Annotated in this window: 24 protein-coding genes and 1 pseudogene; 12 read left to right on the plus strand and 13 right to left on the minus strand. The window is 42.8% G+C overall.

Annotation, left to right across the window (positions count from 1 at the left end; all coding sequences use genetic code 11):
• Positions 1 to 366 precede the first annotated feature (366 nt).
• Positions 367 to 1,827: a DUF3360 family protein gene (locus tag L2W36_RS17970; protein WP_062458027.1), complete on the plus strand. Its 1,461-nt coding sequence runs from the start codon at positions 367 to 369 to the stop codon at positions 1,825 to 1,827.
• A gap of 330 nt (positions 1,828 to 2,157) precedes the next feature.
• On the opposite strand, the gene mltC is transcribed toward L2W36_RS17970, so the two are convergent.
• From mltC to L2W36_RS17990, 4 genes are all read right to left on the minus strand, one after another.
• Positions 2,158 to 3,243 (minus strand): membrane-bound lytic murein transglycosylase MltC, encoded by a 1,086-nt coding sequence (gene mltC / locus L2W36_RS17975; RefSeq protein ID WP_236110872.1) that lies wholly within the window; start codon positions 3,241 to 3,243, stop codon positions 2,158 to 2,160.
• Positions 3,244 to 3,437: 194 nt separating this feature from the next.
• Positions 3,438 to 3,803, minus strand: coding sequence for a hypothetical protein (locus L2W36_RS17980; protein WP_006069902.1), 366 nt, complete (start codon positions 3,801 to 3,803; stop codon positions 3,438 to 3,440).
• 190 nt (positions 3,804 to 3,993) lie between these two features.
• The gene (locus L2W36_RS17985) at positions 3,994 to 4,710 is read right to left on the minus strand and encodes a sugar isomerase domain-containing protein (protein ID WP_236110874.1); all 717 of its coding nucleotides are present in this window, start codon (positions 4,708 to 4,710) and stop codon (positions 3,994 to 3,996) included.
• Positions 4,711 to 4,884: 174 nt separating this feature from the next.
• Entirely contained in the window at positions 4,885 to 5,283 is a 399-nt protein-coding gene (locus tag L2W36_RS17990) for a YgiW/YdeI family stress tolerance OB fold protein (protein ID WP_006069912.1), read from the minus strand.
• 279 nt (positions 5,284 to 5,562) lie between these two features.
• Between L2W36_RS17990 and L2W36_RS17995 the strand changes: the two genes are divergently transcribed.
• The 5 genes from L2W36_RS17995 to L2W36_RS18015 all read left to right on the plus strand — a co-directional run bounded on the left by L2W36_RS17995 (position 5,563) and on the right by L2W36_RS18015 (position 9,283).
• On the plus strand, positions 5,563 to 5,937 hold the full coding sequence (locus L2W36_RS17995; RefSeq protein ID WP_006069913.1) for a hypothetical protein: 375 nt from the start codon (positions 5,563 to 5,565) through the stop codon (positions 5,935 to 5,937).
• 56 nt (positions 5,938 to 5,993) lie between these two features.
• Entirely contained in the window at positions 5,994 to 6,671 is a 678-nt protein-coding gene (locus L2W36_RS18000) for a DedA family protein (protein WP_006069914.1), read from the plus strand.
• 83 nt (positions 6,672 to 6,754) lie between these two features.
• Complete coding sequence (rodA, locus tag L2W36_RS18005) at positions 6,755 to 7,840, plus strand: rod shape-determining protein RodA (protein WP_006069915.1); 1,086 nt, start codon at positions 6,755 to 6,757, stop codon at positions 7,838 to 7,840.
• A 97-nt stretch (positions 7,841 to 7,937) separates the two neighbouring features.
• Positions 7,938 to 8,867, plus strand: coding sequence for a CDF family Co(II)/Ni(II) efflux transporter DmeF (dmeF, locus tag L2W36_RS18010; protein WP_236110877.1), 930 nt, complete (start codon positions 7,938 to 7,940; stop codon positions 8,865 to 8,867).
• Positions 8,867 to 9,283, plus strand: coding sequence for a MarR family winged helix-turn-helix transcriptional regulator (locus L2W36_RS18015; RefSeq protein ID WP_006069917.1), 417 nt, complete (start codon positions 8,867 to 8,869; stop codon positions 9,281 to 9,283). Before dmeF ends, L2W36_RS18015 begins: the two co-directional genes overlap by 1 nt.
• A 1-nt stretch (position 9,284) precedes the next feature.
• Here L2W36_RS18015 and L2W36_RS18020 read toward each other — a convergent pair whose 3' ends face one another.
• Complete coding sequence (locus tag L2W36_RS18020; protein WP_006069918.1) at positions 9,285 to 9,656, minus strand: hypothetical protein; 372 nt, start codon at positions 9,654 to 9,656, stop codon at positions 9,285 to 9,287.
• A 596-nt stretch (positions 9,657 to 10,252) separates the two neighbouring features.
• Here L2W36_RS18020 and L2W36_RS18025 point away from each other — a divergent pair.
• Positions 10,253 to 12,601, plus strand: a complete 2,349-nt coding sequence (locus tag L2W36_RS18025; protein ID WP_236110878.1) for a S8 family serine peptidase — start codon at positions 10,253 to 10,255, stop codon at positions 12,599 to 12,601.
• 9 nt (positions 12,602 to 12,610) lie between these two features.
• Positions 12,611 to 12,961 (plus strand): ATPase, encoded by a 351-nt coding sequence (locus L2W36_RS18030; RefSeq protein ID WP_236110879.1) that lies wholly within the window; start codon positions 12,611 to 12,613, stop codon positions 12,959 to 12,961.
• Positions 12,962 to 13,089: 128 nt separating this feature from the next.
• Here the strand turns inward: L2W36_RS18030 and L2W36_RS18035 are convergent, their stop codons facing one another.
• Positions 13,090 to 13,632: a nuclear transport factor 2 family protein gene (locus L2W36_RS18035; protein ID WP_006069921.1), complete on the minus strand. Its 543-nt coding sequence runs from the start codon at positions 13,630 to 13,632 to the stop codon at positions 13,090 to 13,092.
• 149 nt (positions 13,633 to 13,781) lie between these two features.
• Between L2W36_RS18035 and L2W36_RS18040 the strand changes: the two genes are divergently transcribed.
• Positions 13,782 to 14,168 carry a winged helix-turn-helix transcriptional regulator gene (locus tag L2W36_RS18040; RefSeq protein ID WP_236110881.1) on the plus strand — a complete coding sequence of 129 codons (387 nt, stop codon included), beginning with the start codon at positions 13,782 to 13,784 and terminating at the stop codon, positions 14,166 to 14,168.
• Positions 14,169 to 14,324: 156 nt separating this feature from the next.
• On the opposite strand, the gene L2W36_RS18045 is transcribed toward L2W36_RS18040, so the two are convergent.
• Both L2W36_RS18045 and L2W36_RS18050 read right to left on the minus strand, forming a co-directional pair.
• Positions 14,325 to 14,720 carry a PaaI family thioesterase gene (locus L2W36_RS18045; RefSeq protein WP_006069923.1) on the minus strand — a complete coding sequence of 132 codons (396 nt, stop codon included), beginning with the start codon at positions 14,718 to 14,720 and terminating at the stop codon, positions 14,325 to 14,327.
• Positions 14,721 to 14,842: 122 nt separating this feature from the next.
• Complete coding sequence (locus L2W36_RS18050) at positions 14,843 to 15,451, minus strand: LysE family translocator (protein ID WP_006069924.1); 609 nt, start codon at positions 15,449 to 15,451, stop codon at positions 14,843 to 14,845.
• Between the two features lie 166 nt (positions 15,452 to 15,617).
• On the opposite strand from L2W36_RS18050, the gene L2W36_RS18055 reads away from it, so the two are divergent.
• Entirely contained in the window at positions 15,618 to 16,976 is a 1,359-nt protein-coding gene (locus L2W36_RS18055) for an aminotransferase-like domain-containing protein (protein ID WP_236110883.1), read from the plus strand.
• Positions 16,977 to 17,117: 141 nt separating this feature from the next.
• Here the strand turns inward: L2W36_RS18055 and L2W36_RS18060 are convergent, their stop codons facing one another.
• Complete coding sequence (locus L2W36_RS18060; RefSeq protein WP_006069926.1) at positions 17,118 to 17,609, minus strand: VOC family protein; 492 nt, start codon at positions 17,607 to 17,609, stop codon at positions 17,118 to 17,120.
• A 376-nt stretch (positions 17,610 to 17,985) separates the two neighbouring features.
• Here L2W36_RS18060 and L2W36_RS18065 point away from each other — a divergent pair, with 376 nt between their 5' ends.
• Both L2W36_RS18065 and L2W36_RS18070 read left to right on the plus strand, forming a co-directional pair.
• Complete coding sequence (locus tag L2W36_RS18065) at positions 17,986 to 18,279, plus strand: Fis family transcriptional regulator (RefSeq protein WP_236110885.1); 294 nt, start codon at positions 17,986 to 17,988, stop codon at positions 18,277 to 18,279.
• Between the two features lie 831 nt (positions 18,280 to 19,110).
• The gene (locus L2W36_RS18070) at positions 19,111 to 20,103 is read left to right on the plus strand and encodes a HEPN domain-containing protein (RefSeq protein ID WP_236110886.1); all 993 of its coding nucleotides are present in this window, start codon (positions 19,111 to 19,113) and stop codon (positions 20,101 to 20,103) included.
• A 46-nt stretch (positions 20,104 to 20,149) separates the two neighbouring features.
• Here L2W36_RS18070 and L2W36_RS18075 read toward each other — a convergent pair.
• From L2W36_RS18075 to L2W36_RS18090, 4 genes and pseudogenes are all read right to left on the minus strand, one after another.
• Positions 20,150 to 20,264: pseudogene (locus tag L2W36_RS18075) on the minus strand (regulator); the annotation flags it as partial.
• Positions 20,265 to 20,691: 427 nt separating this feature from the next.
• Positions 20,692 to 22,176 (minus strand): hypothetical protein, encoded by a 1,485-nt coding sequence (locus tag L2W36_RS18080; RefSeq protein ID WP_236110888.1) that lies wholly within the window; start codon positions 22,174 to 22,176, stop codon positions 20,692 to 20,694.
• A gap of 174 nt (positions 22,177 to 22,350) precedes the next feature.
• Positions 22,351 to 23,091 (minus strand): hypothetical protein, encoded by a 741-nt coding sequence (locus L2W36_RS18085; protein ID WP_236110890.1) that lies wholly within the window; start codon positions 23,089 to 23,091, stop codon positions 22,351 to 22,353.
• Positions 23,092 to 23,094: 3 nt separating this feature from the next.
• A complete protein-coding gene (locus tag L2W36_RS18090; protein ID WP_236110892.1) occupies positions 23,095 to 23,586 on the minus strand; it encodes a hypothetical protein in 492 nt (163 codons plus the stop codon).
• Between the last annotated feature and the right edge of the window lie 498 nt (positions 23,587 to 24,084).

Raw genomic sequence — 24,084 nt, forward strand, 5'->3', positions numbered from 1 at the left:
ATTAAATCTGTTTCATTTCAACAAGATACACAAAGTATTTCATTGTGCACTTCGTCACAACTACTGCAAAAACACTACCTTACCGCTTTAAGAGTGGCTTCACGCTAATTCAAATCAAAAAACAGGTCGTAAATTTTGCTTACATTTTGTCCATTGTTGTTACAGGGATTCAGTTAAAACGCATGAGCTTTTTAACTATCACCAATGAGGAACCCAAACAGTAGATTCACTCTTCTGGCGCAAAAAGAAGAAGCTAGGTAGCGGCTGGGATGTCGTCTCGTATCAATTGAAGGTTGATATACCAAGCGTAAGTTGAATGTACTTTTTTCAGGTGGGCGACCTCATGCTCAATAAGGAAAGAGATGTATGTCTGGAAGTAGTAAGACGTTTTATAGGGACATGCGCCGAAAAGCGCAGGAGTTTGAAAGCAGGGAAGAGTTTTTAGACCACGATCTAAGAATCATGAGCTTTCGTCGTTGGGGGATCCACTTACCCTTTCGTGATTACAGTGTTGAGATAGAAGATTGGGTACCTGCTATTGCAGCAACCATAGGTAAAGTGGTCATGGTGACCGCAATGGTTGCCGCATTTGCAGCTCAGTTTGGGCTGTCCCCTGAGTTTGTTGCGGAAAATGTTCGTTATGAACTGCTCATTGCGGGTGCGTTGTTTGTTATTTTGTTCTCGGCCATTCTGAACCCCAATGCCAACTTAGCTGGTACACATGGGCCGATGATACCTTTGATTCCCCTCATTGCAGCGGCTGGTGGGCATCCGTTGGCATTGGGTCTTATGGTGTGTCTATTCGGGTTGATTCTCGCCTTTACCAAAGGAGGGTCGAAATTGATGGCGCTCACCGGAGTCGGTGTTCGGGGAGGGTTGCTGATTTATTTAGGTGCGGTTGGTTTAATTAGTCAGATTAATAAAACTGAGGCTTGGGCTGCGAGTAGTGGACATGGCTATATCTCTTTTGCAGTAATTGGGATTACCGTGTTGGTCTACGCTTACCTTGCCAAGGTCAATAAACGTTGGTTAGCGATTCCTCTCTGCTCGGCATTAGCAGGGATTGTAGCATTCATTATGGGGGCAGAGTTTGCGTTTACGACAGAGCCTGGCTTGCCGCACTTGAGTCCTTTCTACTGGTGGGGTGAAGATACGGGATGGCAACTAGGCTGGCCTACACTTGAGCACTATATTGCTGTGACTCCTTTTGCTTTGTTAGCAGTGGCAATGTGGTCGCCAGATTATCTTGGCCACCGAGTGTTCCAAGAGCTGAACTATCCAAAAGATGCCAAAGGTGTATTGATGAATGTTGACGATACCATGATGGGTGCGTCAATTCGTCAAGGAGTGGGGGCATTATTAGGAGGAGGAAATCTTGCCTCATCTTGGGGGACTTACATGATACCTGCTGCTATCGCCAAACGCCCGATTCCAGGAGGGGCACTGTTAACCGGCATCTTGTGTATCTTAGCGTCTGTATTAGGTTATCCAATGGATCTGGCGATGTGGGAACCGGTACTTCGTGTTGCTTTGATTGTTGGTGTTTTCCTACCTTTGCTTGAAGCAGGGATGCAGATGATTCATAAGCACAAAGATTCACTCAGTGCTGGCATCTGTATTTTCTCTTGTGCGTTTGTTAATCCTGTATTTGGATGGGCCACTACCATGCTGTTAGATAACATGGGCTTTATCGGTGATAGAGAGAGAGCAAAAGAACTATCCGCTAAAGATAAGTATCTGATTCCGGGATTGGCATTTGTAGTTTGTGTAGGCTCGCTGGCGGTCGTTGGTCAACTACCAGGTATTCCTGCACTCATTGGCGGTTAATCGGATTATCGTTAGCGAGCTAGCGAAACAGGCGTTTTTGGTGACTCATTAACCCTTACGATTCTAGCTCTCAAAAACTAAAAGGCCTATTAGATGCTGAGTCTGATAGGCCTTATTAACCAACAAATAGGATGTCGAAAATTGGAGGTTCATTGGTTTGCGATGATCATATCAGTCTGGTCGCGGACTGCTAGAAAATTCGGACACAAATATTGTAAGTATCAGTGTCCTTTTTCTTTAATTTTTCATTTTTAACTATATGAATAATATAGGTTTGTTAATCTTTTGATCGTTTGTTGAGCAGGCTGGGTAATGTTGTAAGAAAGTGCGTTATTTGGTTAACACATTCTCATTAAAGTCCTTCTGAAAATACAAAACTTTTTGTAAATAGCGCCGCGCTTCATCTTTCGGATGTTGTGTGGTGAGAGCGGTATAAACTTGCTGTGGTTCCATCTGGTTTAATTTGTTCATCGCTCGTTTCCTATCTTTATCAAATGTCGCCAGTACCCCACCAGTTCCGCCGTTATAGGCCGAAATCATGCTGAAATGCAGAGAAGTAGGGTGCTTTACATCGCGTAAATAACGATTCTTTAGGATGTAAAAATAGGCAGCGCCCGTATCAATATTATTAGCAGGATCAAAAAGGTACTCTTTGGTCGGTATGCCGGGTTTGTTCTTGACCAAATTGAACACATCCGCCCCTGCAGTTTTAGGAATAACCTGCATGAGACCGTAAGCACCTGCGTGACTCACCGCATATGGGTTAAAGCTACTTTCGGTTTTTATGATCGAGTAAATGAGATCTTCAGATAAGCCGTAACGTTTTGCTGCGCTTTGGATCAGATCCGCGTATTGATACTCGCGCTGCTGCAAGTGATCGTCCGTCATCGAGATCTCGACATAGTAAGCGTTACCATTTTTAATTGGCTTGGTGTGCAGTTGAGTAGCGATCAAATGTTTGGCGTAACGATTGGCTCGCCACTGCCATTCAATCGGCTTGCCATCATGGTCGAGTACTTGACCAAGTAGAAAAGGCTTTCCCTTTAGAACCACTTCTTTGTCGGAAAACAGCTCAGCATGTTCTGGATCGGCCGGCATCAGCAGCGTTTGTACAATGGCTTTTTGCAGATGTTGTTTTGGGTGACTTTGAGACAGTGTAGAGACGTAAATTTTCCCGCGGTCAAAATCGATATGCGCTCGTGTTCGGTAGCCGTCTAGGTATTTCACGTAGCGATGCTTACCAGCCTGAACAAACTCGTCCTCTCCCCACTTTTCTTTGGCTTGATTTGCCACATAGTTCAAAAGTTGATTGATGACTTGCTTTTGGGTGTTCGATGATGTGGAAGATCCAGGAGGATTCGTGTGGTTAGCACAGCCAAATAACAGCAGTACTGAGATAAGAAGCGCTTTCTTCACCAAGTGTTACTCATAACATGGAACATACGAGGCTAAGTATCTGATAACTCGCGTGCTTTAAAAATCTACTTTCTCATTGAGTGAGTATTTGCTACTACAGAGTTGAAGTGGAAAGCCTCAAAGCGACGTGCTTGGTGGCGAGTGAGCAAAACAGCCTACGATAACCAGAGGCTGCTTTTACCTAGTTGAGATGACTAGTATGGTTTGGGTGTCGGTGCTTGATTACTTGAAATACGCTTTGCGGTGACGATAAGCCCTTGGGTATAGCTAAAGCCATAACCATAACCGTAGCCGCCATATCCGCTATCACCACGCCCTCCTGGCTCCAGTAGCGCTTTAAAATCATAGTCACCACTGGTAATGGGTGTAATCGAAATCACTTCGTAGCCATCGTGGTTAAGAGTTTCTACGGCTTTTTGAAGATCTTCTGTGAGGCGAACACTGTCAATGACAGACTTAGAGTAACCCGTTTTGGTCCAAACAGGCGTGTCACTATAGTCGACAGCTTCATGCTTGCCGACTTCACAAAAGTGAGCGGGCACATGAACAACTCGATTCATACTGATACCTTTTTATATTGTTATTCTGATATACCTAAGGCGAGTTAGTCTTGGTGCTAACTTTTTATATAGGTGCGGTCATTTTACATAACTATATCGTCAAGTCTTGCAATTTATTGTTTTTCATCAGTAGCTTGAATGTATTAGTGAGTTGGTTTCTTCTCGACAAAATAGGCAATGTGACGCCGTATTACATGGACTTGAGGCGACCGTTAAAGTGCGCATAGACATCATCATTATTAAATCCATCTACATTCTGACTTGAGAATATCAGCGGCTCTACCCCTTTTTCGAGTGCAAGCTTTTGCGCCTCGGTGGTAATTGTATTGACCAGCGCCATACCTGAGATGCTTGAAAAGGCACCGGTAACGCGTTGGTTGATTTCGCATAGACCATCGCCACTTGGAACTTGGTTATCTAACACGATATCAGCGATGTCCATCAGCTTTAATCCAGAACTATGGCGGCTCGGGTATTGAGACGATTGGGTGACGGAAGTAATAGCGATCACAGGGTGATCTTTTTGCTTAGCTAACTGAGCAAATTCGACCGGTAGCGCATTTCTTCCCGAGTTTGATACCACCATAATGACGTCACCACTCGAAATGTTCTGCTCTTCCCATAAGATCTTCGCAAGACCTTCTAGCTTCTCGAGCTTTGAACCTCGCAAGGCACCATCTGAAGTCAGTACGGTTGAATCTAAGATAGCATTCACATTACCAAGCCCTCCTGCTCGGATAAAGCCTTCCAACCCCACCATATGCGAATGTCCGGTGCCAAAGATGTGAATCATGTTATCGCCGACAATAGCATCAGCAAAAAGCTGAGAAGATTGAATAATCTGAGATTGATTGGTTTTAAAAAGTGTATCTAGTGCAGAAATGAGTTTTTGGCTGTATTCAAACATGGTTCGGTTCTCTTTTATCGTTGAGATAAATGGATTAGAACAGAGATATACTGAGATAAGAAGGGGGGATGATAAGGAGTGCGCTGTCGAGCAAGTGTTTTATTTAAAAGGAAAATAAATAGCGCCAATGTAAATCGGCGCTGAGTACGTAAAGATTCATTGTATTAGACGGGACTACTTGATAATTCGAATTGATTCCGCCTCTACAGCAACATCACTGTCACCTTTTTCAATCTCGCCATAGATTTTTACTTTGTCTTTTGGCGTGATGGTTTGTCCTGCCCATTGGTCGGCGTCGATTTCTACCGGCATTTCACCAGTATCATCTTTAAACATATACACTTCATGACCCATTGATTTTACCAAATAGCCCACGATGGTGACCTTGTTACCGTCGGTTAACCAGCCCGCATCCATGATTTCCTGAACAGTGTTTAAAGAGTCTTCTGCTGACGGTCCTTGAAACCCACCCGTTGTCGTTTCCATTGCTTCTTGATTAATGGTGCTTTGAGCAGCAAAAGCAGAGGTTGAAAGAATGAGTGAGGTAATGATAGCAAGAGGGATTTTTTTCATATTGATTCCTTAGAAACCAGATCGAGACAGTGTGACTGTCCAGCCATTGAGTACATGCAAAACCATTACTCGTAGTTATAGAGCAATATGCAGGAAATGCCATATTTCAATGAGTGGATAAATATCAGCTACGAAGATTTCACGCAATTGGATCTGATGAAAAATAAGCTATCGAAAATAGAGAGTTAACTGGGTGTATTGTCGTCTAGTGATAACAAAGATTGCTTTTTAGCATGGATAGCAGTACATATAAGCAGATTCCACTACTGGGCTTTTTCTTTGAAGCGACTCATTGAGCTTTTTCCACTGATTGCGACCTTGCTATCGATACTGCTGTTGGGCGGGATCGTTAATGCTATGGAAGTGGATTTGCCTCAATATCAAGCGACGGTCATCACTCCTGAACGTACTCCTGACCTTGCCAATGATAACCAGTTGCTGCGCAGCTCAACGTTTCGAGTACCTATTCCCAAAGCTCAGCCAGCCTCAAAAGAAGTCTTGCCCTGGCTGCTTGTCGTTGCGGCTTTCGCGTGTCTGATAACTACTTGCTGGGGAGCCCGTTACACGCCACGAAGTTACTTGTTTTCAGACAGTCGACGCTTAGCCGGATGGCAGGACAGTAACCTTCAATATCGGTTTATCCATTCTCGTTAAGTACGCCTCATTCCTGCTGTTATTTCCTTAGTTAACTGTTGGTTTTTGGAGTCGTTATGTTTGAAGCTACTCAGGATGTCTTGATTGCTATTTGGAATCAGGACTTTAATGCGCTGCTTGCACCAGAGAGCGCCATTTTAATTTATGTGTTGGTGACATTTTTTATCGGGTTAGAAAGTAGCTTTCTTCCAGCTGCCCCCTTACCTTGCGACAGTGTCGTCGTTTTAGTTGGGACGTTGTCGGCAGTCGGTGTTCTTAGTCCATTTATCGCGTTTCCACTACTCATCGTTGCTGCGGCTGGTGGTAGTTGGCTCGCCTATCTACAAGGTAAGTGGCTTAACAAGCTTCCTATTGTTCGTGGTTGGTTAGCGAAAGTTCCTGAGAGCAATATGCGTTTGGTGGACAATTTACTTTGTCGTCATGGGCTCGTCGCTTTGTTCTGTGCTCGCTTTGTTCCGGGTGTGCGTTCTTTAGTCCCAATGGTCATGGGGATTCGTGTTCATGATGCCCCTCGCTTTCACTATTTCTCATGGCTTAGTGCCACGCTGTGGATTGGCTTGTTGGCGGGTGTAGGATTTCTCTTACCTTCGTTGCCTGAGCCTATTAGCAGAGTGACCACTATGGTCTTAATGGCTGCTCCCTTTGTGACGCTGTTTGCAGCGATTTTTACTTTTATGACATGGCGACTACGTAAAGCTATTCGCGGATTTAGGCAAACCGCTAAAAAGCACTAATTGAGAGCAGTTTCTTCGTTGTTCCTTTCACCATTTTATCAATCCAAGTGGCGATATTGTGCGTCACTTTACCGAGCTATATTTTGAAAAAGTACCTTATTCCACAAATAGACCTGTCTATTGTGTTAGCGATTCTGTCTTTGATGTTACTGAGTACCTTAACGATATGGAGCGCCAGTGGTTATAACGAGGCCGTTATCACCAACCACCTAATTCGATGCGTTATTTCACTGTCTTGTCTTGCGATCATGTCGTCGATTCCTGCCAAACAGTACCGCCGTTTTTCACCATATCTGTATTTTTTGACGGTAACACTTCTGGTAGCGGTTGTGTTTGCTGGGGATAGTACTAACGGCTCCCAACGTTGGTTGAGCATTGCTGGGTTCCGTTTTCAACCTTCTGAACTAGTGAAATTAGCCATTCCTATGATGGTGGCTTGGTTTATCCAGCAAGATGGCGAGAGACCGACAGGGATGAAGATTGTGTATGCCATGATACTGACCGCCATCCCCGCAGGGCTTATCTTTGTTCAGCCAGACTTGGACGGTGCAATATTTGGCGTGATTTACATGTTATTTGTACTCTATTTCGCGGGAATGAGCTGGAAGATCATCGGTGGTTTTATTGGTTTGGTCGCGACAATGATCCCTTTGCTTTGGTGGTTTGTTATCGAGAGCTATCAAAAGAAGCGCATCCTGCAGTTTCTTAACCCCGAAAGTGATCCATTGGGCTCTGGGTATCAGATTATTCAGTCACATATTGCGATTGGCTCAGGTGGTATTACGGGTAAGGGTTGGACTAATGCAACGCAAAGCTCGCTGGGTTTTATTCCTGAAAGTCATACCGACTTCATCTTTTCCGCCTACGCAGAAGAGTGGGGGTTCATTGGTAGTGTACTGCTGCTATCGCTCTATTTATTCATCACGCTGCGTACGCTCTGGCTTTCCTGTCATTGCCACCATGCATATAGCCGCCTAGTGACGGGTTCGTTGGCATTAAGTTTCTTTCTATATGCTTTTATTAACACGGGCATGGTGAGTGGGATATTACCGGTGATGGGTAGCCCCTTGCCTTTCTTTAGCTATGGTGGGACCGCCATGATCACTCAAGGTATCTGCTTTGGAATCATTATGTCGCTATGTCGTGCATCCTCACGATTTGAGTCCTGACGATAACAAGGAAGCGGTTATTGCTGCAATCGAACATTGACATTGTTTGATGATCAAACTAAATTTAAATCAAATAATTTGATAATCAAACAATATAATGAAAATAGCTAATGACACACTGACTCATCATCACCATTTTTCTAGTCACAATCATCAAGGTGAAAAGCGAACGCTTTACGTGCTGCTTCTTACGCTGACCACGATGGTAGTCGAAATTGTCGCGGGCACGGTCTATGGCTCTATGGCGCTTTTGGCAGACGGTTGGCATATGGGCACACATGCGGCAGCGTTCTGCATTACCTTGTTTGCCTACCGATATGCGAAAAAACATCAGAGTAATGATAGGTTTTCGTTTGGTACGGGAAAGGTCAGTGTGCTTGGTGGCTACACAAGTGCCATTGCACTTGGGATTGTTGCGTTATTAATGTTGGTTGAGTCGGTCCATCGCTTGCTTAATCCGCAGTCGATTCAGTTTAATGAAGCGATTATCGTCGCTTGTATTGGCTTGGCAGTGAACGTCATCAGTATGCTGCTGCTAGGTGACCATCACCACCATGGACATGATGATGCTCATCATCACGAGCACTCACACCATCATGGACATACACATCACCATGATCATAATTTGCGAGCAGCCTACTTACACGTGCTAGCAGATGCGCTGACTTCCGTGATGGCAATTGTGGCCTTGGTACTAGGGAAGTTCTATGGTTGGAATTGGCTCGATGCGTTGATGGGCATGGTCGGTGCGTTAGTGATCAGTAAGTGGACATTGAACTTACTCAAGCAAACAAGCCCGATTCTGCTTGATGAAAATATCGATGATAAATATCGAAAGGCAATCCAAGATGAGCTTACGCCAGTAGCCCTTGTTACGGATTTACATATTTGGAAGGTGAGTGGACATCATCACGCAGCGGCAATTACGCTTATAGACCAAGCGGGTATTTCATTGGATGAGTATAAGCAAAAGCTAAGCAAGTTTGATAAGATTGACCATCTCACTTTAGAAGTACATTCAACATAATGCGAAACTTAGAATCGTTAAATCAGTTACTTACCGAGTTTTACGACAAGATGTCTTCATGGGAACAGTCAGTGGTCAAAGAGACTGGCTATTCCCTTGCACAAGTCCACACCATTGAAGTGCTCGGTATTCATGGTGCTATGAGAATGAAAGAGCTTGCCGACAAGCTCGGCATTACTACGGGCACATTAACGGTTCAAGTAGATAAACTTGTTGCTGCCAACCTGATGGAACGCTTACCACACCCTAATGATCGTCGCGCCATCGTGGTGGCGCTAACACAGCAAGGGCAAGAGATTCATCGTCATCATAACCAGTTGCATTTGGATTTGGTTAAAGATTTAACGAGGCATATCGAGCCGGAACAAGAAGCCTTGTTGATTTCATGTCTCACAAAGATGAATAGCGAGTTCTAGGCTAGTCGGAAGCCAGGCTGTCGACGAAGAATTGATAGTCTAAATAGGCGCGACGTACTCGCTCTGGTATTGGCTTTTCATAAATCCGAGCATCGTCAATTTTCGCCATTGACCAACCTTGAAAAATGACGAGCTCATAACCACTCAATTCTTTCCCATTTGTCTGTGACAATAGCTGATAGCGGATATTCTGGACGTGATACCACGGTGAACTCTTGCCTCGAAAGTGATTAAGAATAGGGTACTGAATTAAAAATATTTCACAGCACATCAGCTGCGCCAGCATACAATCGACGCTTGATCTCTGTTCTTCAGGGTAGAACAACAACACCTTTTTGAGCTCTCGATTACATTCCTGAATGATACTTGGCAATTCCTCCTCCCTAATCTCATTGATAATGATAAGTTGCCACTCGTCGTGTCGAGTTAAGTCACAAGGGATTATTTCAGCTTAGCAGTGCACTCAAACAAAACAAAAGTATTGGTCACCATTAGTCTCTTATTGGTTTGCAATAAACTTATTTGTTACCTAAATAGCCGTAGTCAAATTTAATTAATTAAAATGTTATTAATGAGTTTGATAGATAACGAGTGCATATTCCAATCGTAATTTAATTAAATAAGCTAATTGTTATTTTTTCGCTTTGTTATTTAAGAGTAATTTCTCGCTTTTTACGATTAACTCTTAATTAATACTTCAATTTCTATCTTGAGAGTTGCCATAAAGTAGCTTTAAATCAATGGTTTAAATTTCAACTTTGTCAATTTAATTTTCTAGAGTATATGCTCTTATTGAGTGTTCACTCTTCGGGTTTATTTAGTGATTTGAAGTGCAAAAAACAATCAATAGTAAACCTTATTATTTGCAAGTTAGTGACAACACCTTATAGCTAAATAGTTCATAAATGGTCACTGAGGTGATAGTTCGTGAATGAAAATAATTAAAATGGCTAGATAAGGAAAGATTACATGCACAACACAAAAGGGGTTTATACCCTGTCATCACTAACCTTGGTTCTACTTGGTACCTCTATAGCGAATGCTTCTCAGATAGCGCCATTCAACGAAGATGACTTTCCAGCTAAGTACATTATTAAGTTCAAAGAAGAGGTTTCTAGAGAGGCCTTCTCTGCGGACGGTACAGAGCCAAGCTTGAATCAGTTGCCAGAGAATGTTCTCCAAGCTGCCCAAGCGAGTGCGGTGGAGAAGATCAGCGCTGAGCCGATTTACAGCATAGAGGTCAACGATGCTGAGCTTTCAAAGTTAAGAAGTCATGAACAAGTAGAGTATGTGGAAGTTGACCCTCCCCGTTTTCTACTGAGCGAAACAACACCGTGGGGATACAACGCTGTTAATGCGCAGTTGCTGAGTGATAGTAATGCTGGCAATCGAACAGTTTGCATTATTGATTCGGGCTACGATGTTAGCCATAACGATCTGAGTGGAAATCGTGTTCGTGGTACCAATGACAGTGGAACGGGTTCTTGGAGTGAACCGGGATATAACAACGCTCACGGTACGCATGTTGCGGGAACTATTGCTGCCATTGCAAATGGTGAAGGTGTGAAAGGAGTCATGCCAAATCAGCAGGTGAATCTACATATTGTTAAGGTTTTCAACGAGTCGGGGTGGGGTTATTCGTCAAGCTTGGTGAAAGCAATACAAACCTGTGCAGAGAATGGTGCCGATGTTGTGAACATGAGTTTAGGTGGTAGCCAAGCCAGCCGCACTGAGCAAAATGCTTTGCAGTCATTGTCCGACCAAGGCGTATTGCTCATCGCCGCTGCAGGTAACGATGGGAATACCGCGCATAGCTATCCAGCGTCATATGAGGCGGTAATGTCTGTGGCAGCGGTTGATAACAACGACGATCATGCAGCGTTTTCTCAGGCTACTGACCAAGTAGAGATTGCTGCTCCGGGTGTCGCAGTACTGTCTACGGTAACCGTTGGAGAAGGGGTGTTGAGTGACATTGTATTCAATGGCGTCAGTCAGTTTAAGCGTGGTGTGGTATCGCACAACCGCAAGTCAAAAACCTCTGGCCGTTATTTATCGGACCCGATCTCAGGATCCTTTAGCGGAGAATTAGCACAATGTGATGTGTCGTCTGGCGATTATCGCTGCGGCGATCTTACCGACAAAGTGTGTTTGACTGAGCGTATCGAGAATCAACGCTCTGGCGTTCGCCCTGAGATAAATGCTGTCAAAGCCTGTTATAACGCAGGTGCTAGGGCTGCTATTGTCTACAGCAACAGTGAATTACCAGGTTTACAGAACCCGTTTGTATTGGATGACAACGACCAATATCGCTTGATTTCAGTAACGGTCAATAGGGAACTCGGGCTAGAGCTTGCCGCTCAACAAGGCCAAATTGTTACCGTTTACACATCAAAAGGGCAAGACTACGAGTATTACAATGGAACTTCCATGGCTACGCCACATGTTGCCGGTGTAGCAGGACTCGTGTGGAGCTATCATCCAAATTGCACCGCGTCACAAGTTCGCCGAGCATTAACCGCAAGTGCAAAAGATATCGATGTTGCTGGCAGAGATAACAGAACCGGTTATGGCTTAGTCGATGCTGATGCGGCAAAGCGCTATCTCGATCAAGGTTGTAATGGTCCGGATGGTGGGCAGGGAGAAACGGTATTAGTTAATGGTATTGCTAAAGGGCCGCTCCAAGGTAGTGCTCAATCAAGTCGTCTGTTCACATTTGATGTACCCGATGATGCAACCGAGCTCAGCTTCTCATTAGTGGGCGGCAGCGGTGATGCTGATCTATATGTGAGTTTTGAGCAAGAGCCGACGAATCGTCGTTATGATTGTCGCTCATGGGAATCTGGAAATAATGAACGCTGCACAATAAGTGACGTCTCAGCAGGCACGTATCATGTGCTGGTGAAGGGCTACTCGGCGTATTCTGGTGTGATGCTCACCGCCGCTCATAATGGTGCAGAGAGCGGCACTCAACCACCATCCACTTACACTAACAACAGCGCGGTCGAGATCCCTGATAACAATACTAGCGGAGCAACCAGCCAAATAGAGGTCTTACGCTCTGGTGACTCCGGAAGCCTTGAGGTCACCGTGGACGTTAGCCATAGTTATATCGGAGATCTTAAACTGACATTGATCTCACCGACCAACAGTGAAAAAGTACTGCATGAAAATAGTGGGGGTTCTGCCAGCGACATCAAGACCAGCTATTCTTTAGACTTTTCTGGTGTTGAGTCTAAAGGGAACTGGACGCTTAAAGCGGTAGATAGCGCTCGCCAAGATACCGGAACAATCAATAGTTGGACACTGTCATTTCTGTAAGGAGTGGATATGAAGAACTACATACCTTCTCGCTTTCAATGGCTAACTTGGTTAATCGGATTTGCCCTTGTATTTAGCATGACAGCAACCTTTGCGGACAACCCGGCCTTTCCACCGATAGATGAGAGACCAGTGGACATGGCAGAGCAGCCAACCCGATTTTACGTTAAGTACACTCAGGGAGCGGAGCAACAGGTGAGGGAGTTATTAATGTCTCATCAATTAGAAGTAGTCGAGGTATTGGACAATCAGAGGGTGTTTGTTGTCTCTGGTGAGCAGGAAAAGGCTGATTCCTTAGCTGATAATGCATTGGTTGAGTACGTGGAGCCTGAGCCAACGAGGAAACTGTACTCTCAGTAATCCGATGCTTCATTTCAAGATACTGAGTAGGCGTTAACGAGAATGCCTCGGTCTGATAATCAGGCCAAGGCATCTATTCAACGCCATCTAAAGAGGTGGCGTTGATAACAAGACTAGCGAAAAGAGGCCTAAAACACGCCATTTTCATTTTCGATATCGCCACCACTGATAAGTGAATATACTCGCATTGAGAAGTCGAGCGCTTGAATCGAATCCCAATGCTCTACAATCCGACCATCTTCAATACGCCAAGTATCGATAATATTCATCCCTTTTTGATCGTTTCCTCTGTCTTCGCTGTTGAGTGTGGCGTGAGAGTGAAAAATCACATAGTCACCGTCAGCATAGATATGTTTTACATCATAGCTGTACTCTGGGTAGTCCTCGACAAACTCCTTGAGAAATCCAACTAGCCCGGTGACTTTATCGGGGAGGTTTCGGTTGTGCTGAACGTAAGAACTATCATTGTAGTGCTCCATCACATAGTCAAAGTCATGGTTGTTCATTAGGTGCTGAACAAAATCAGTAATTAGTGCGGCATTTTTCGCTTCTTGTTCTGTCCAGTTCGCTTTTGTTAAGTTTTTAAAATCAATAGTTAAAGTGTCTGCTGATTGTGCGCAGACGTGGCTAGTCACGATAATAAGGATGAATGTAGTTAGTGCTTTAAACATAGTTAACTCCCTTTCACAGCTTTCCATTAGTTACTTTTAGTAACTATAGTAATTTATAGTAACTAGCAGTACAATAAGGCACCAAAAGATGCGTTAGTTACCTTTTGGTAACTGTTGGCGGGTTTGGTAGAGAGAAAAGGTAAGAAGTTATGGTCAAAGCAACAAAGACGGAAAGGCGTGTGTTTTATAACACTCAGGACTGTCCCGTTAGAAACGTGGTAGCTCAAATCGGTGACAAATGGTCGTTGCTTATTTTATTTGCACTAGTGGATGGGCCTGACCGATTTAACGATTTAAAGTCTAGAATTGAAGGAATCTCTCAACGTATGTTGACGCAAACTCTTCGTGACTTGGAAAGAGAAGGTTATGTAAATAGGACCGTTTACCCAGAAGTACCTGTTCGCGTGGAATATGCGTTGACTGACTTAGGTAAACAACTAGTTAAGCCATTATATGAACTTGTTCAATGGGCCGAGAATCATAAACCTAATATTGAGCAAGCTCGCGCTGAGTATGATTGTAAAACAAAAGGCTAGAAAATGATGTGCATGTCATAGCGTCTAAAGAGTCTTAAAAGTTCAACCATATGCGTTTTATTCTACATATCTAACTCTCTATTCTCATTGGAACACATGCTCCTGAAGCCCTTCTCTTGCGCGAGGGAGACTGACGACCATCCGCAATGGAGGTATTTACATAAACTTCGCTTCAGCTCTTGAATAACACTCACCATCCACATAAATACCACTATTTAATATATACAAACCTCGTTTGCTTTTTAAGCAATGAGCTTGTACTTCAATTAACGTGTTAAGAGGTATTGGCTTGATAAAGCGAACATCAAGCTGGGCTGTCATGGCACAAACGTCGCGAGAGAAAAGGCAGTGGGTCATGGCGGCATCATGTAGAGCGCTGATTGCCCCACCTTGCATGACATCTTGGTAGCCTTGCACATTCTCCATGGGTACGATTTTAGCTCTTACTCCACCATCTAACGTAGGAATGAACTCAAGAGTTGTATGTGGGTTGAAAAAAGGCTGGCAGCAAATGGCGCATTGCTGGTGGTTGATAGGATGATGAATAGACATAACTTACCTTCAGGTTAATGGACTCCTTAAGCTTTGCCAGAGATACTATAAATATAACTGGCATATGCCAATAATTAGTTGTGAGAAATTAGTGTTCATATAACAAGGGTGACAGGTGTTTTTCAGATAGAGTGCTCCAACACTGGCAACAATGATATAAACGTTATAGCGGCTAGGCTGATATTAAACATGCGCTGTTTTAAGGTGGTATTGAGATAAACTCGGATTTTTTGACCAACCCAAACCCAAGTGATATTGGCAAACAGTCCAAATGTCGTAAATACTAGGGTAATCAGTGCCACAGAGAGCCAATAGCTGGAGGGTAGGCTATAGCTTGTTACCAAAGCGAGTGATGCCATCCAGGCTTTCATATTACCCAGTTGAAATAACGTAGCCTGAGTCATATTGATTGGTTTGCTCTTGGTGGATTTTCCGGAGAAAGGGTTGGTACATAAAAGCTTTATCATCAACCAAAACATATAAGCCAGACCAAGGTATTTTATTGCTAGATACCAACTAGGGTGAGTTGTAAGAGCGACACCTACGCCACATGCACAGAGCAGGATCAGCCCAGCGACACCAATACGAATGCCAATTAGATGTCGCCATGATTTCCGGATACCAAATTGTGCCCCTGAATTGGCGAGCAATAAATTGTTCGGCCCCGGGGTGATGGCGGTTACAAACGCGAATAAACTCATGGCCGGCATTAAGTCCCATAATGTCGTCATTTCCTTTCTTCTCCTCTCAAACAAGTACAGACAGCCCAAGAGTAAAGGTGCTCAGAGAGATTGACCTATAGTTAATGCGTCATGGTGACAATTCTTTGGTTTCATTTTCCTCAGGCCTTATTTATCCTGATTACAAGAAACAATTGTACCCCTTTGGAGAGAGACAATGTTAGTCCCAGATATATCGGGTCGTTCCGGACCTAAGTTTATGGCACTGGCTGATGCGATTGCTGAGGTGATAGAAAGTGGTGAGCTGGAGCCAGATACTAAATTGTTACCCCAGCGTATTTTGTCTTATCGATTGGGTGTGACAGTTGGAACGGTGACTAGAGCCTATCATGAGCTTGAGCGAAGGGGACTAACGGAGCCCAAAGTAGGAAGCGGGACCTATGTTCGGAACAGAGAAACTGAACTGAATCACTTTTATCATCCGGTATTGGAAGAAAAAGGTATTGATTTGGCACGTTGCCGACCTTTTCTGTTGTCACAGCCGAAATTTCTTGCTGACGCATTGAAGGAGTTATCTCACGAAGAAATCGCGCAAGCAGCGGTACTGGATTATTACTCCGCTGATGGTATTCATGGTCATAGTGAGACCCTTCGACAATGGCTGATGACCAAATTCAATATCGATATTGATGCCCGACGAGTGGTGTGGACACATGGAGGGCAGCACGGAATATCGTTGATTATACAAGCACTAAGCCGTCCCCAAGATACTATTCTTGCTGAAGGCTTGTGTTATCCGGAATTCATGCACGCATGTCAACAAGCCGAACGAAAGTTAGTGCCAGTAAAAGTTGATGAGCATGGATTAGATCCAGAAGATTTGGCTTTGCACTGTAAGAGACATCGTCCCAAACTACTTTATCTAACTCCGGGAGTTCAAAACCCGACCGGAGCCCAGCTATCGGACAGCCGAAGACTGAAAATCATTGAAATATGCCGTCGCTACAACGTGCTAATTATTGAGGACGATGTGCTCTACTGCCCGCCGTCTCATCGAAAGACTCCGTTAGTTGCTATCGCTCCGGATATTACCTTATACGTGGGTAGCTTTTCTAAGTACTTTGCGGGTGGGTTGCGACTGGGTTTTGTCATTCTACCATTGTCCTTCAAGGACTTAATGCAACGTGCGCTACGAGCCAGTTGTATGTATGTTAGCCCGCTAATCATCGATCTGGTGTGTCGCTGGCTAACCAGCGGTGCGATGCAAGCTGTAGATGAAGAGATCGCGATGGAACTCAATGCACGTCATCGGGTCTGGAAGACGGTATTTCCCAAAATCCAGATTGGTGTGCCTGGCTACAATGTTTGGCTACCTTTGCCTGTACCGCTAACCGGGTATCATTTTAACCAATCATTGCTGAAATATGGGGTTAGAGTGAGAGAAGCAGAAATGTTTGCTGTGGGTCGTTATGAAGTTCCGGCAGCGGTGAGGATATCCCTGGCGGGTCCATCAAGTCGTCCACAATTGCAATCAGCTTTAGAGATTGTAAGAGAGCAAATTGCACGGCTCACTTAAACTTTATCGTTTGTGTTGTTTGCGTCAGCAAGAGGCTCACTAATTCACTTTCTTCGAGATTCATTGAGGCAATAAAACAAAAATGCCCACGAGACAAATATCTAGTGGGCATTAAAATTATTTAATTAGCAACTGAGAGAGTTACTCGTAGTCAGAAGCGTAAGTGTCTTCGTAAGAGTGAGAGTAGAACTCAAATAAGTTACCAAACGGGTCTTCTAGGTAAACCATTTGCGCTTGCTTAGAATCATCTTCTGGGTGGTAACGGTGGATATCCATGCGCACTTTACCGCCAAACTCTTCTACACGTTTGATTGCTGATTCAAACTGCTCTTTTGGCAATTGTAGACAGAAGTGGAAGATACCTAGGCGAGAAAAGTCAACGTTATGACGTTCTTCACGGTCAACCATTTCGAACAGCTCTACACCGATACCGTCATTAGTTACTAGGTGAGCAATGTTGAAGCCTTTGAAGCCTTCACCAAATACTGCAATACACATACGACCGATTGCACTTTCGCGCTCTTCGATTACTTTAGTGTTGTTCATTACAACGCGAAGGCCTAGCGCTTTAGTGTAGAACTCTACCGCTTTGTCCATATCGCCAACCATGATACCAACGTGATTCATTTTCATAACTTTCTCCAAAAACTGATTTGATTATTCGTTTCGTATTTCGTTTCGATGTGGAGAAGTATAAGTATGACTGGTGGTTTTTAAAAATTATCAATAATTATAAAAATGATAACATAACGTTATTAACGGCTTTCATAGGGCGTGTGCTGGCAAACATAGGCGTTTCGTTGTTATCCAACAGCCTTCGAGAGCAGACAGATTGCTAGCAAGTGTCGAAACAGGCTTTTCTCTATTTCTGAAAGGCCGATGTCCTTTATGAGTTTGATGTGGGTATACTCCAACCTCAACCCCTGTTGGTTGACCTACTTTCCAAACATTGGGAGTGCTAAGTATGCGGTCATATTTATTTATCCATTACAAATAGGAAATTTTCTCCATGCGTAAATCAGATAAGAAAGTTGAAAATTTAATCAGAGACGTACTGACCGAAGTATGTGAAGGGACGCTAAAAAGCTACGATGGTTTTCTTTGGGTGACTCATACTGTCAAATTCAATTCTTTTCCACAGAGCTTAAAAATCGTCTGCGTATTCGAAACCAATCAAGATAGATCAAACTTTTTAATGGGAGAAGGTCAGCAGCATGTCTCAACGACTATCCAAAAGGCGTTTAGTAAGGTCGGGGTGCAACTAAAGAACGTAAGTAAGCAAATTAGTTACGATATACGGTAAAGTGCCTAAATCTAGTCATTCCTGTAGCTTACTTTTGCCCCATTAATTGGTAGACCTTTACTCATTCACATCCTGTTCATGGGCTTTTGCCCTATTAAAAGTTATCCATTCTTCTCATGTTGTTGGCTGTTAATCCCCGATATGTGATACGGGGTGAAAGTCTCTATTACAAATGCAATCAGCCACGTAAAACAAGTAGTTCAGTACCTTTATCTTTGATAGATTTATGTTCTTATGAGCATATGCTTGATTTCAAAAATTATTCTTTATGGCTGGGCTAAAGATTGGGAAATCTATACAAACTCGAAAAGCAGGTCAGGGATACTGATGCTAAACACAAAAAGAAGCCACTCCGTCTCACAAAGCTGGTTGATTATCTGTTAGAAAAAGAAAGGTATTTGGAGGCAAAATTCTATTTTGAGCAACTATTTAAATTGAAGCCAGACTCTCTTTCAACAGCAATTCTTGGGATGAAAGTTAGCACTGCTACTTTTGATTCGCATCGCGCTAAACAATTCAATGAGACACTTTTTAAGCTTAAGTATGACTCAGAAAAACATCGTCTTTTGCTTCTATCGTACTTCTATGCAGTGCACGACATTCCGAAGTGCATTGAAGTTTTCGACCTGTTCAACCAACAGAACAAACTTAGTAATGAAACGATAGATAAGATGTACGATATTACAGTGAACAATACCAACTATGCTTTATTGACTGTTTTGTTGAAAATATTAAAGCGAAATAAAAAAGTGCTTAATAATCGAGGCTCGAATCACTTAAGACCAATTGCCATCACGGAGTTACTTAACACAATTGTGAGAGTCGCAAATAATGGATAGTTACTTAATCGTAAAAATACTGGACTCTAATAGCCTAGTTAGTTCTTTGACTGAAGTGTATAAGGATGCCGAGTTGCGCTCTTACAAAGCAGACAGTGACGACGAAATCCAGCTGTTTAAAGACTCTGCCAAGCTCAATGACTACGACTATGACTCTATACAAGTTTATTCTAGGATTTGTACCATAACTGAGGCAAATGATACCGAGAGCGCAATCACTATCGCAAATAGCATAATTTCCGAAATTCTCGATTTAAAGGCAATTAACCACCCAATATCTCGCATTTCGTGTACCAATGTAGGTTTTATTAAAAACCTTAATACAGGTATATCTAGTGCTATAAGCAAAGATGGCTTCAACCTAACGACTTCTTACATGACTCGATATACCGAAGTAAATAGGTATGACTTTATAAATGTCGTTCAAGCGAATGATTCTGAATTAGCTGAACGCTACATTAAAGCAACTCATTGGTTCCGCCACGCGAAACATGAATCTAATGTCCAACTAAAAATTCTCTTTCAGTGGTTTGCTTTAGAGGCTCTACTCAAGGAAAATGATAACGATAACATTATCCCCACTGTTCGCTGGTTTTTAGGTTTTCCTAACGGTAAAAAGCAAGCCGAAGTGTCTCCAAGTATGATGCAATCACTACGTGATAATAGTGACTATGTTTTTTGGAGCAAAAGGATAGATGACCTCTTAAATCAAATTAGAATTTTGAGAAACAAATCAATTCACGAGGGAAATAGACAAAAAGATTATGCGGATAATCTATTAGACCTTTACGAAAAAATCATGATTTACTCTGTTTCTCGGTGTTTGGGAGCTGTTCAAACTGCTATACAATCAAGGATATTGACGGTATCTGAGTTCAAAGACTATGTCCCTGTACTATTTCAATACGGCACTCGGCAAGTCGAGGATGTTCTTTACAACATAATACACACGTTTAACGAGCATCGTTCAGCTATTCAGAATTGACTATTTAGCTTTTAAATTGGAAAAAATAACGTCTATCTTTATCATGAGATAGTTCTAAACGACTATGGTGGCGTCTTAGCCTCTTGCATACTTTTGGAATTGTTTGCCCATTATCCCAGCACTTGATTGTCCTCACTTTTAAAACAAAGTTCCGCAGTCAGCTCTAGCGTAAGGCCGCATTAAAATTCACGAAAAATATAGTTTTTAGTCATTTCGTGATACTTCATAGTTAACTCTCTCTAAAGAGAAAGAGTTTATGAATCGTGAATTAGAATAGACGTAAGCTGCATTAAACATAAGGGCACAAAGCGCGCACTGTACGAAGGCGTATTGATTAGTAATGTTTGCCTTATAAAAAGTCATTCACGAATTGCTAATGTTCGTTTTTAGTAACGCATTTATGTCCAATAATCTGTTATAAAGCTGTTCCGAATAGAACAAGTATCTCTCCGAGAAAGCAACGCCTCAATGAGTTTGATGTGACTATATATTTAAGGCGTTTTGAGAACACTTACTCGGTTAAAGCACCACAAAACGCTATGCCTTGGCTTATGTTACTCTTTTGCATTTCGGCTTGTGATAGCTCCATCACTTAAGTTTCATCCTAACGGGTTTGTCCCAGTCTTCTTTTGGCAAGCCTGTCGTTGGGTCTTGTTCTCGACAAAGCCATGCTCTGACTTCTACTTTCAACTCCCCAGTTTTGGCTTTGTTGAAGCGCAATGTCATGAAGTGTTCTTTCGTTCGCTCGCGTAGGTATTTAATCTCCAAAAGGTCGAACTCTGTACTAACAGACCATGGGTTGCCATAACCAATTTTAACTTTGTCTACGCCATCAATATCAATGGCAGGAAAATACTCAAGACGTTTGTCTTCATCGGCTTTGGAAACAGCAAGACTGCTCACGCCACTTAAATTGGACATGGGTGAAGAAACGACTTCAAACAGGCGGTTTGCACGTCCTTTGAAGTTCACTTTGCAGATGCGTCCATAGTGAATATCACCGCTCAGAACCAATATGTCATGCGGGGCATCTTTGATTGCTTGGACAACAGTACTGTAGTCCTTAGTGTAGGAAACGAAGTTTCGGTCGGAATCACTGCCTTTGGGTTCAATTATTGGTTGAGACAACACAAGTACCCCTGGTGATTTCAATTTCTTTATCCAAGTGCAGATTCTCTCTATGTTTGCGGCTGGAAGGATTCTTGATTTCTGTCGAAAGCTTCTTAGATCAGCAGTACAGAAGGATACGTCGTTTCCGATATCGAAAATTCTTACTGGTGTTACTCGCTGTACATGAATCAGACCGTCTCGCGCTGTGCTTTGCCATGCTCGCTTAATTGCGGGAACTCGAAGTGCCTGAATGAATGGAGACCAACCTTCGATAAATGGGTAGTTATTCCAATATTCGTGGTCGTCTGCTAAAAACCAAGTTCCACCGTTAGAGAGTACGCCTCGAAGGCCCTGCCACTGCATCGCATAATCATCTGCAACTCGTTCTCTGACTTCTTTAGGTATGGGGCTTAAAGAGTCCGCCCCGATATCAAGGTAGACTTGATCACCGGTTAGGAAGGATATGTGTGGCCTTGCTTTGGCTTTTTTGCTTTCCATTAAAGCTTGGTAGCTTGAACTTGTTTGTCCGCCATCATGTTCTTCATAGAAACAGCTTCCAAGCGATACGGTAAAGCCTTTGTCTAAACTATCCACACTGTCGGGGAGTGTCCAAAAGCTTCCTTTGGCTAGGATTAGTTCCTCGTCTTTCTTTGTGTCTTCATTAGGAAAGTGTTCGACAACCTTGATCCAGTATCTTTGGCCAGGATTGAGATTAATTACGTTGGTTTTTTTATAGAAGCGCTGACTAGTGATGGCTTTGAATGGTCTTTCCCAGTCAGATTTTCTAATCTTAGTTATTTTTGTTGTGCCGTCGGTATCATTTGAAACAATGATGCTTACTTTGTGTGGCTTTCTCATGTGGTGATAGAGTGTGCCAAACCATAGTGTCGCACATGTTTTCGTTACTTCATGTACAACGAGACTCCATTTACTTTCATTTATAGGTCGCCATTGCTCATCCATAGATCGTCTCTCCCTTGTTCAAACCAATCAAGTTTAGGTGACCATATAGGTTAGGTCATTTATTGACCGAAAATCAGTGAATGAGCTTAAAAAAAAGAGCTCAAATGAGGAAGGCATTGCGCTTTGGTGGTTTTCATACCAAAAAAACTCAGTAAAGTATTGGTCAGTGGATGACTAGACTAAATTACATCGTCTTACGTAAGCAACTTGCTCTCCTACTGGCTTGGAAGCAAATCGTCGTACACTTTCAGGTTCAAACAGAACTTGGCATTTTGCTAGTTCAATCTGTTCGTCCATTCCTGCATATCTAGCAGATATCTTTATCAACATACTGCTATTCTCGACCTTGTCTGGCTCTGTATTAAATCTATCCCGAAATTTTGAATACTTTAATATAGATTCAGAAAAAATTGGCGAGAATTGGACTTCAAAGCGACGGTGCTGACCATTATCAAAGACTTGATTATCCCAAGGTACTAGTGATGTAGACTTGACATAATTGGTGACACCTTCTGCAACTATATGTGTGACAGGAAGAGATATTTCTCGCTCTATTAACTCGGATTCAATGGTGACAGACATGTCGACGAGAGTACGAAGAATTGTGTCGTTGTTTTGCATTAGTACTTCAAATGATATTGCTAGAGGAGCCTCACCACACGCCTTACCGAAATCTAAAACAGCTTCTTTAACCTTTGCGTCAGAGTCAAGAATAACTCCACAACGAATTTCGATCACGTCAATATTGGCAGCAAAGTTAGGCGTAGTAAACCGATCCAAAATTTCATTCCAATAAAGCATTGAGGCTAGAATGGCACTTGGTATACCTACAAACGCTGCGATCTTTCCAAAAACATCACCTATATGAAGAGCACCAGAAAAGATACGTTTAAATAGACTATTTTGTTCATCCATATTTTAGTCTCTTAATTGGTTTAGACTACTGAACTCAGGCTTATCTAGTAAATACTTAAGATTCTTTTGATCAAGACTGGCTTCGAGAGTGTCAAACTGCTCAGACAATTGTTGTTGGTTTCGTTTAACTACCATTTGATTTACTGCCATCCACCTAAGTTGCACTTCAGCTTCATAAGTTTCTGGGCATTTACACCTTGGAGCAATAGGGTTTGGTACGCTGGGAACTCCAATTATTACTCCCTCGCTCTTGACCTTTAAAGAATTACCTAGTTCAGGGCTACACTCTTGACCTTCCTTACTTTCTAACAAATATTGGCCGCTGATGATTTTGTCTAAATATTCCGATGAGGTCATCGCGGCGTACTCGCAACTTACAATGACTTGACCTGATTCATCAACTTTGATGTCAAAATCATTAGCTTCAGAGGCTGGTACGGATAAACCTAAGCCAATTGACATACCGATGATCGAAACAAATATACTTTGGTTCATATCTACCTCCTTATGATTCGATGTGAATATCCGTATTACTGATTCATTGTAGTTTATAACTGAAGTGGCCGACAAAATTGGCCTCTCGATAAGAGGTTTTGCTATACTCTTGTTAATTCCTCATAAGCTAAATTAGCTAGAACGGTAACTCACCTTTGTCCAAAAGTGAGTCGAAACTCTCATGTAGGGTTCATTCCTTAACGAATGCTTTCCGAGTTTCCACTTAGTCAATCAGGCTATTTCAATAAGCTATACGCACGCCTCAAGTCTTGACATCATGCTATGGGAAGCAACTCCCCAGTGGAGTCTCAAGAAGGGGTGGGGTATATTTGGAAGCGCCGAATCGCTATAAAAACAAGCAGCTAAGATTGCTTGAGGTTGATCGATTTATCGTCAAAATGTATTAGATATCAAAATCTAACCTACGATTTTCCTACACATAACACCAAAAACAACAAAGGGCTAGCAATCACTAACTTGCTAGCCCTTTTAATATGG

This window comes from Vibrio sp. McD22-P3, assembly GCF_021568915.1.
GTDB classification, from domain to species: domain Bacteria; phylum Pseudomonadota; class Gammaproteobacteria; order Enterobacterales; family Vibrionaceae; genus Vibrio; species Vibrio mediterranei.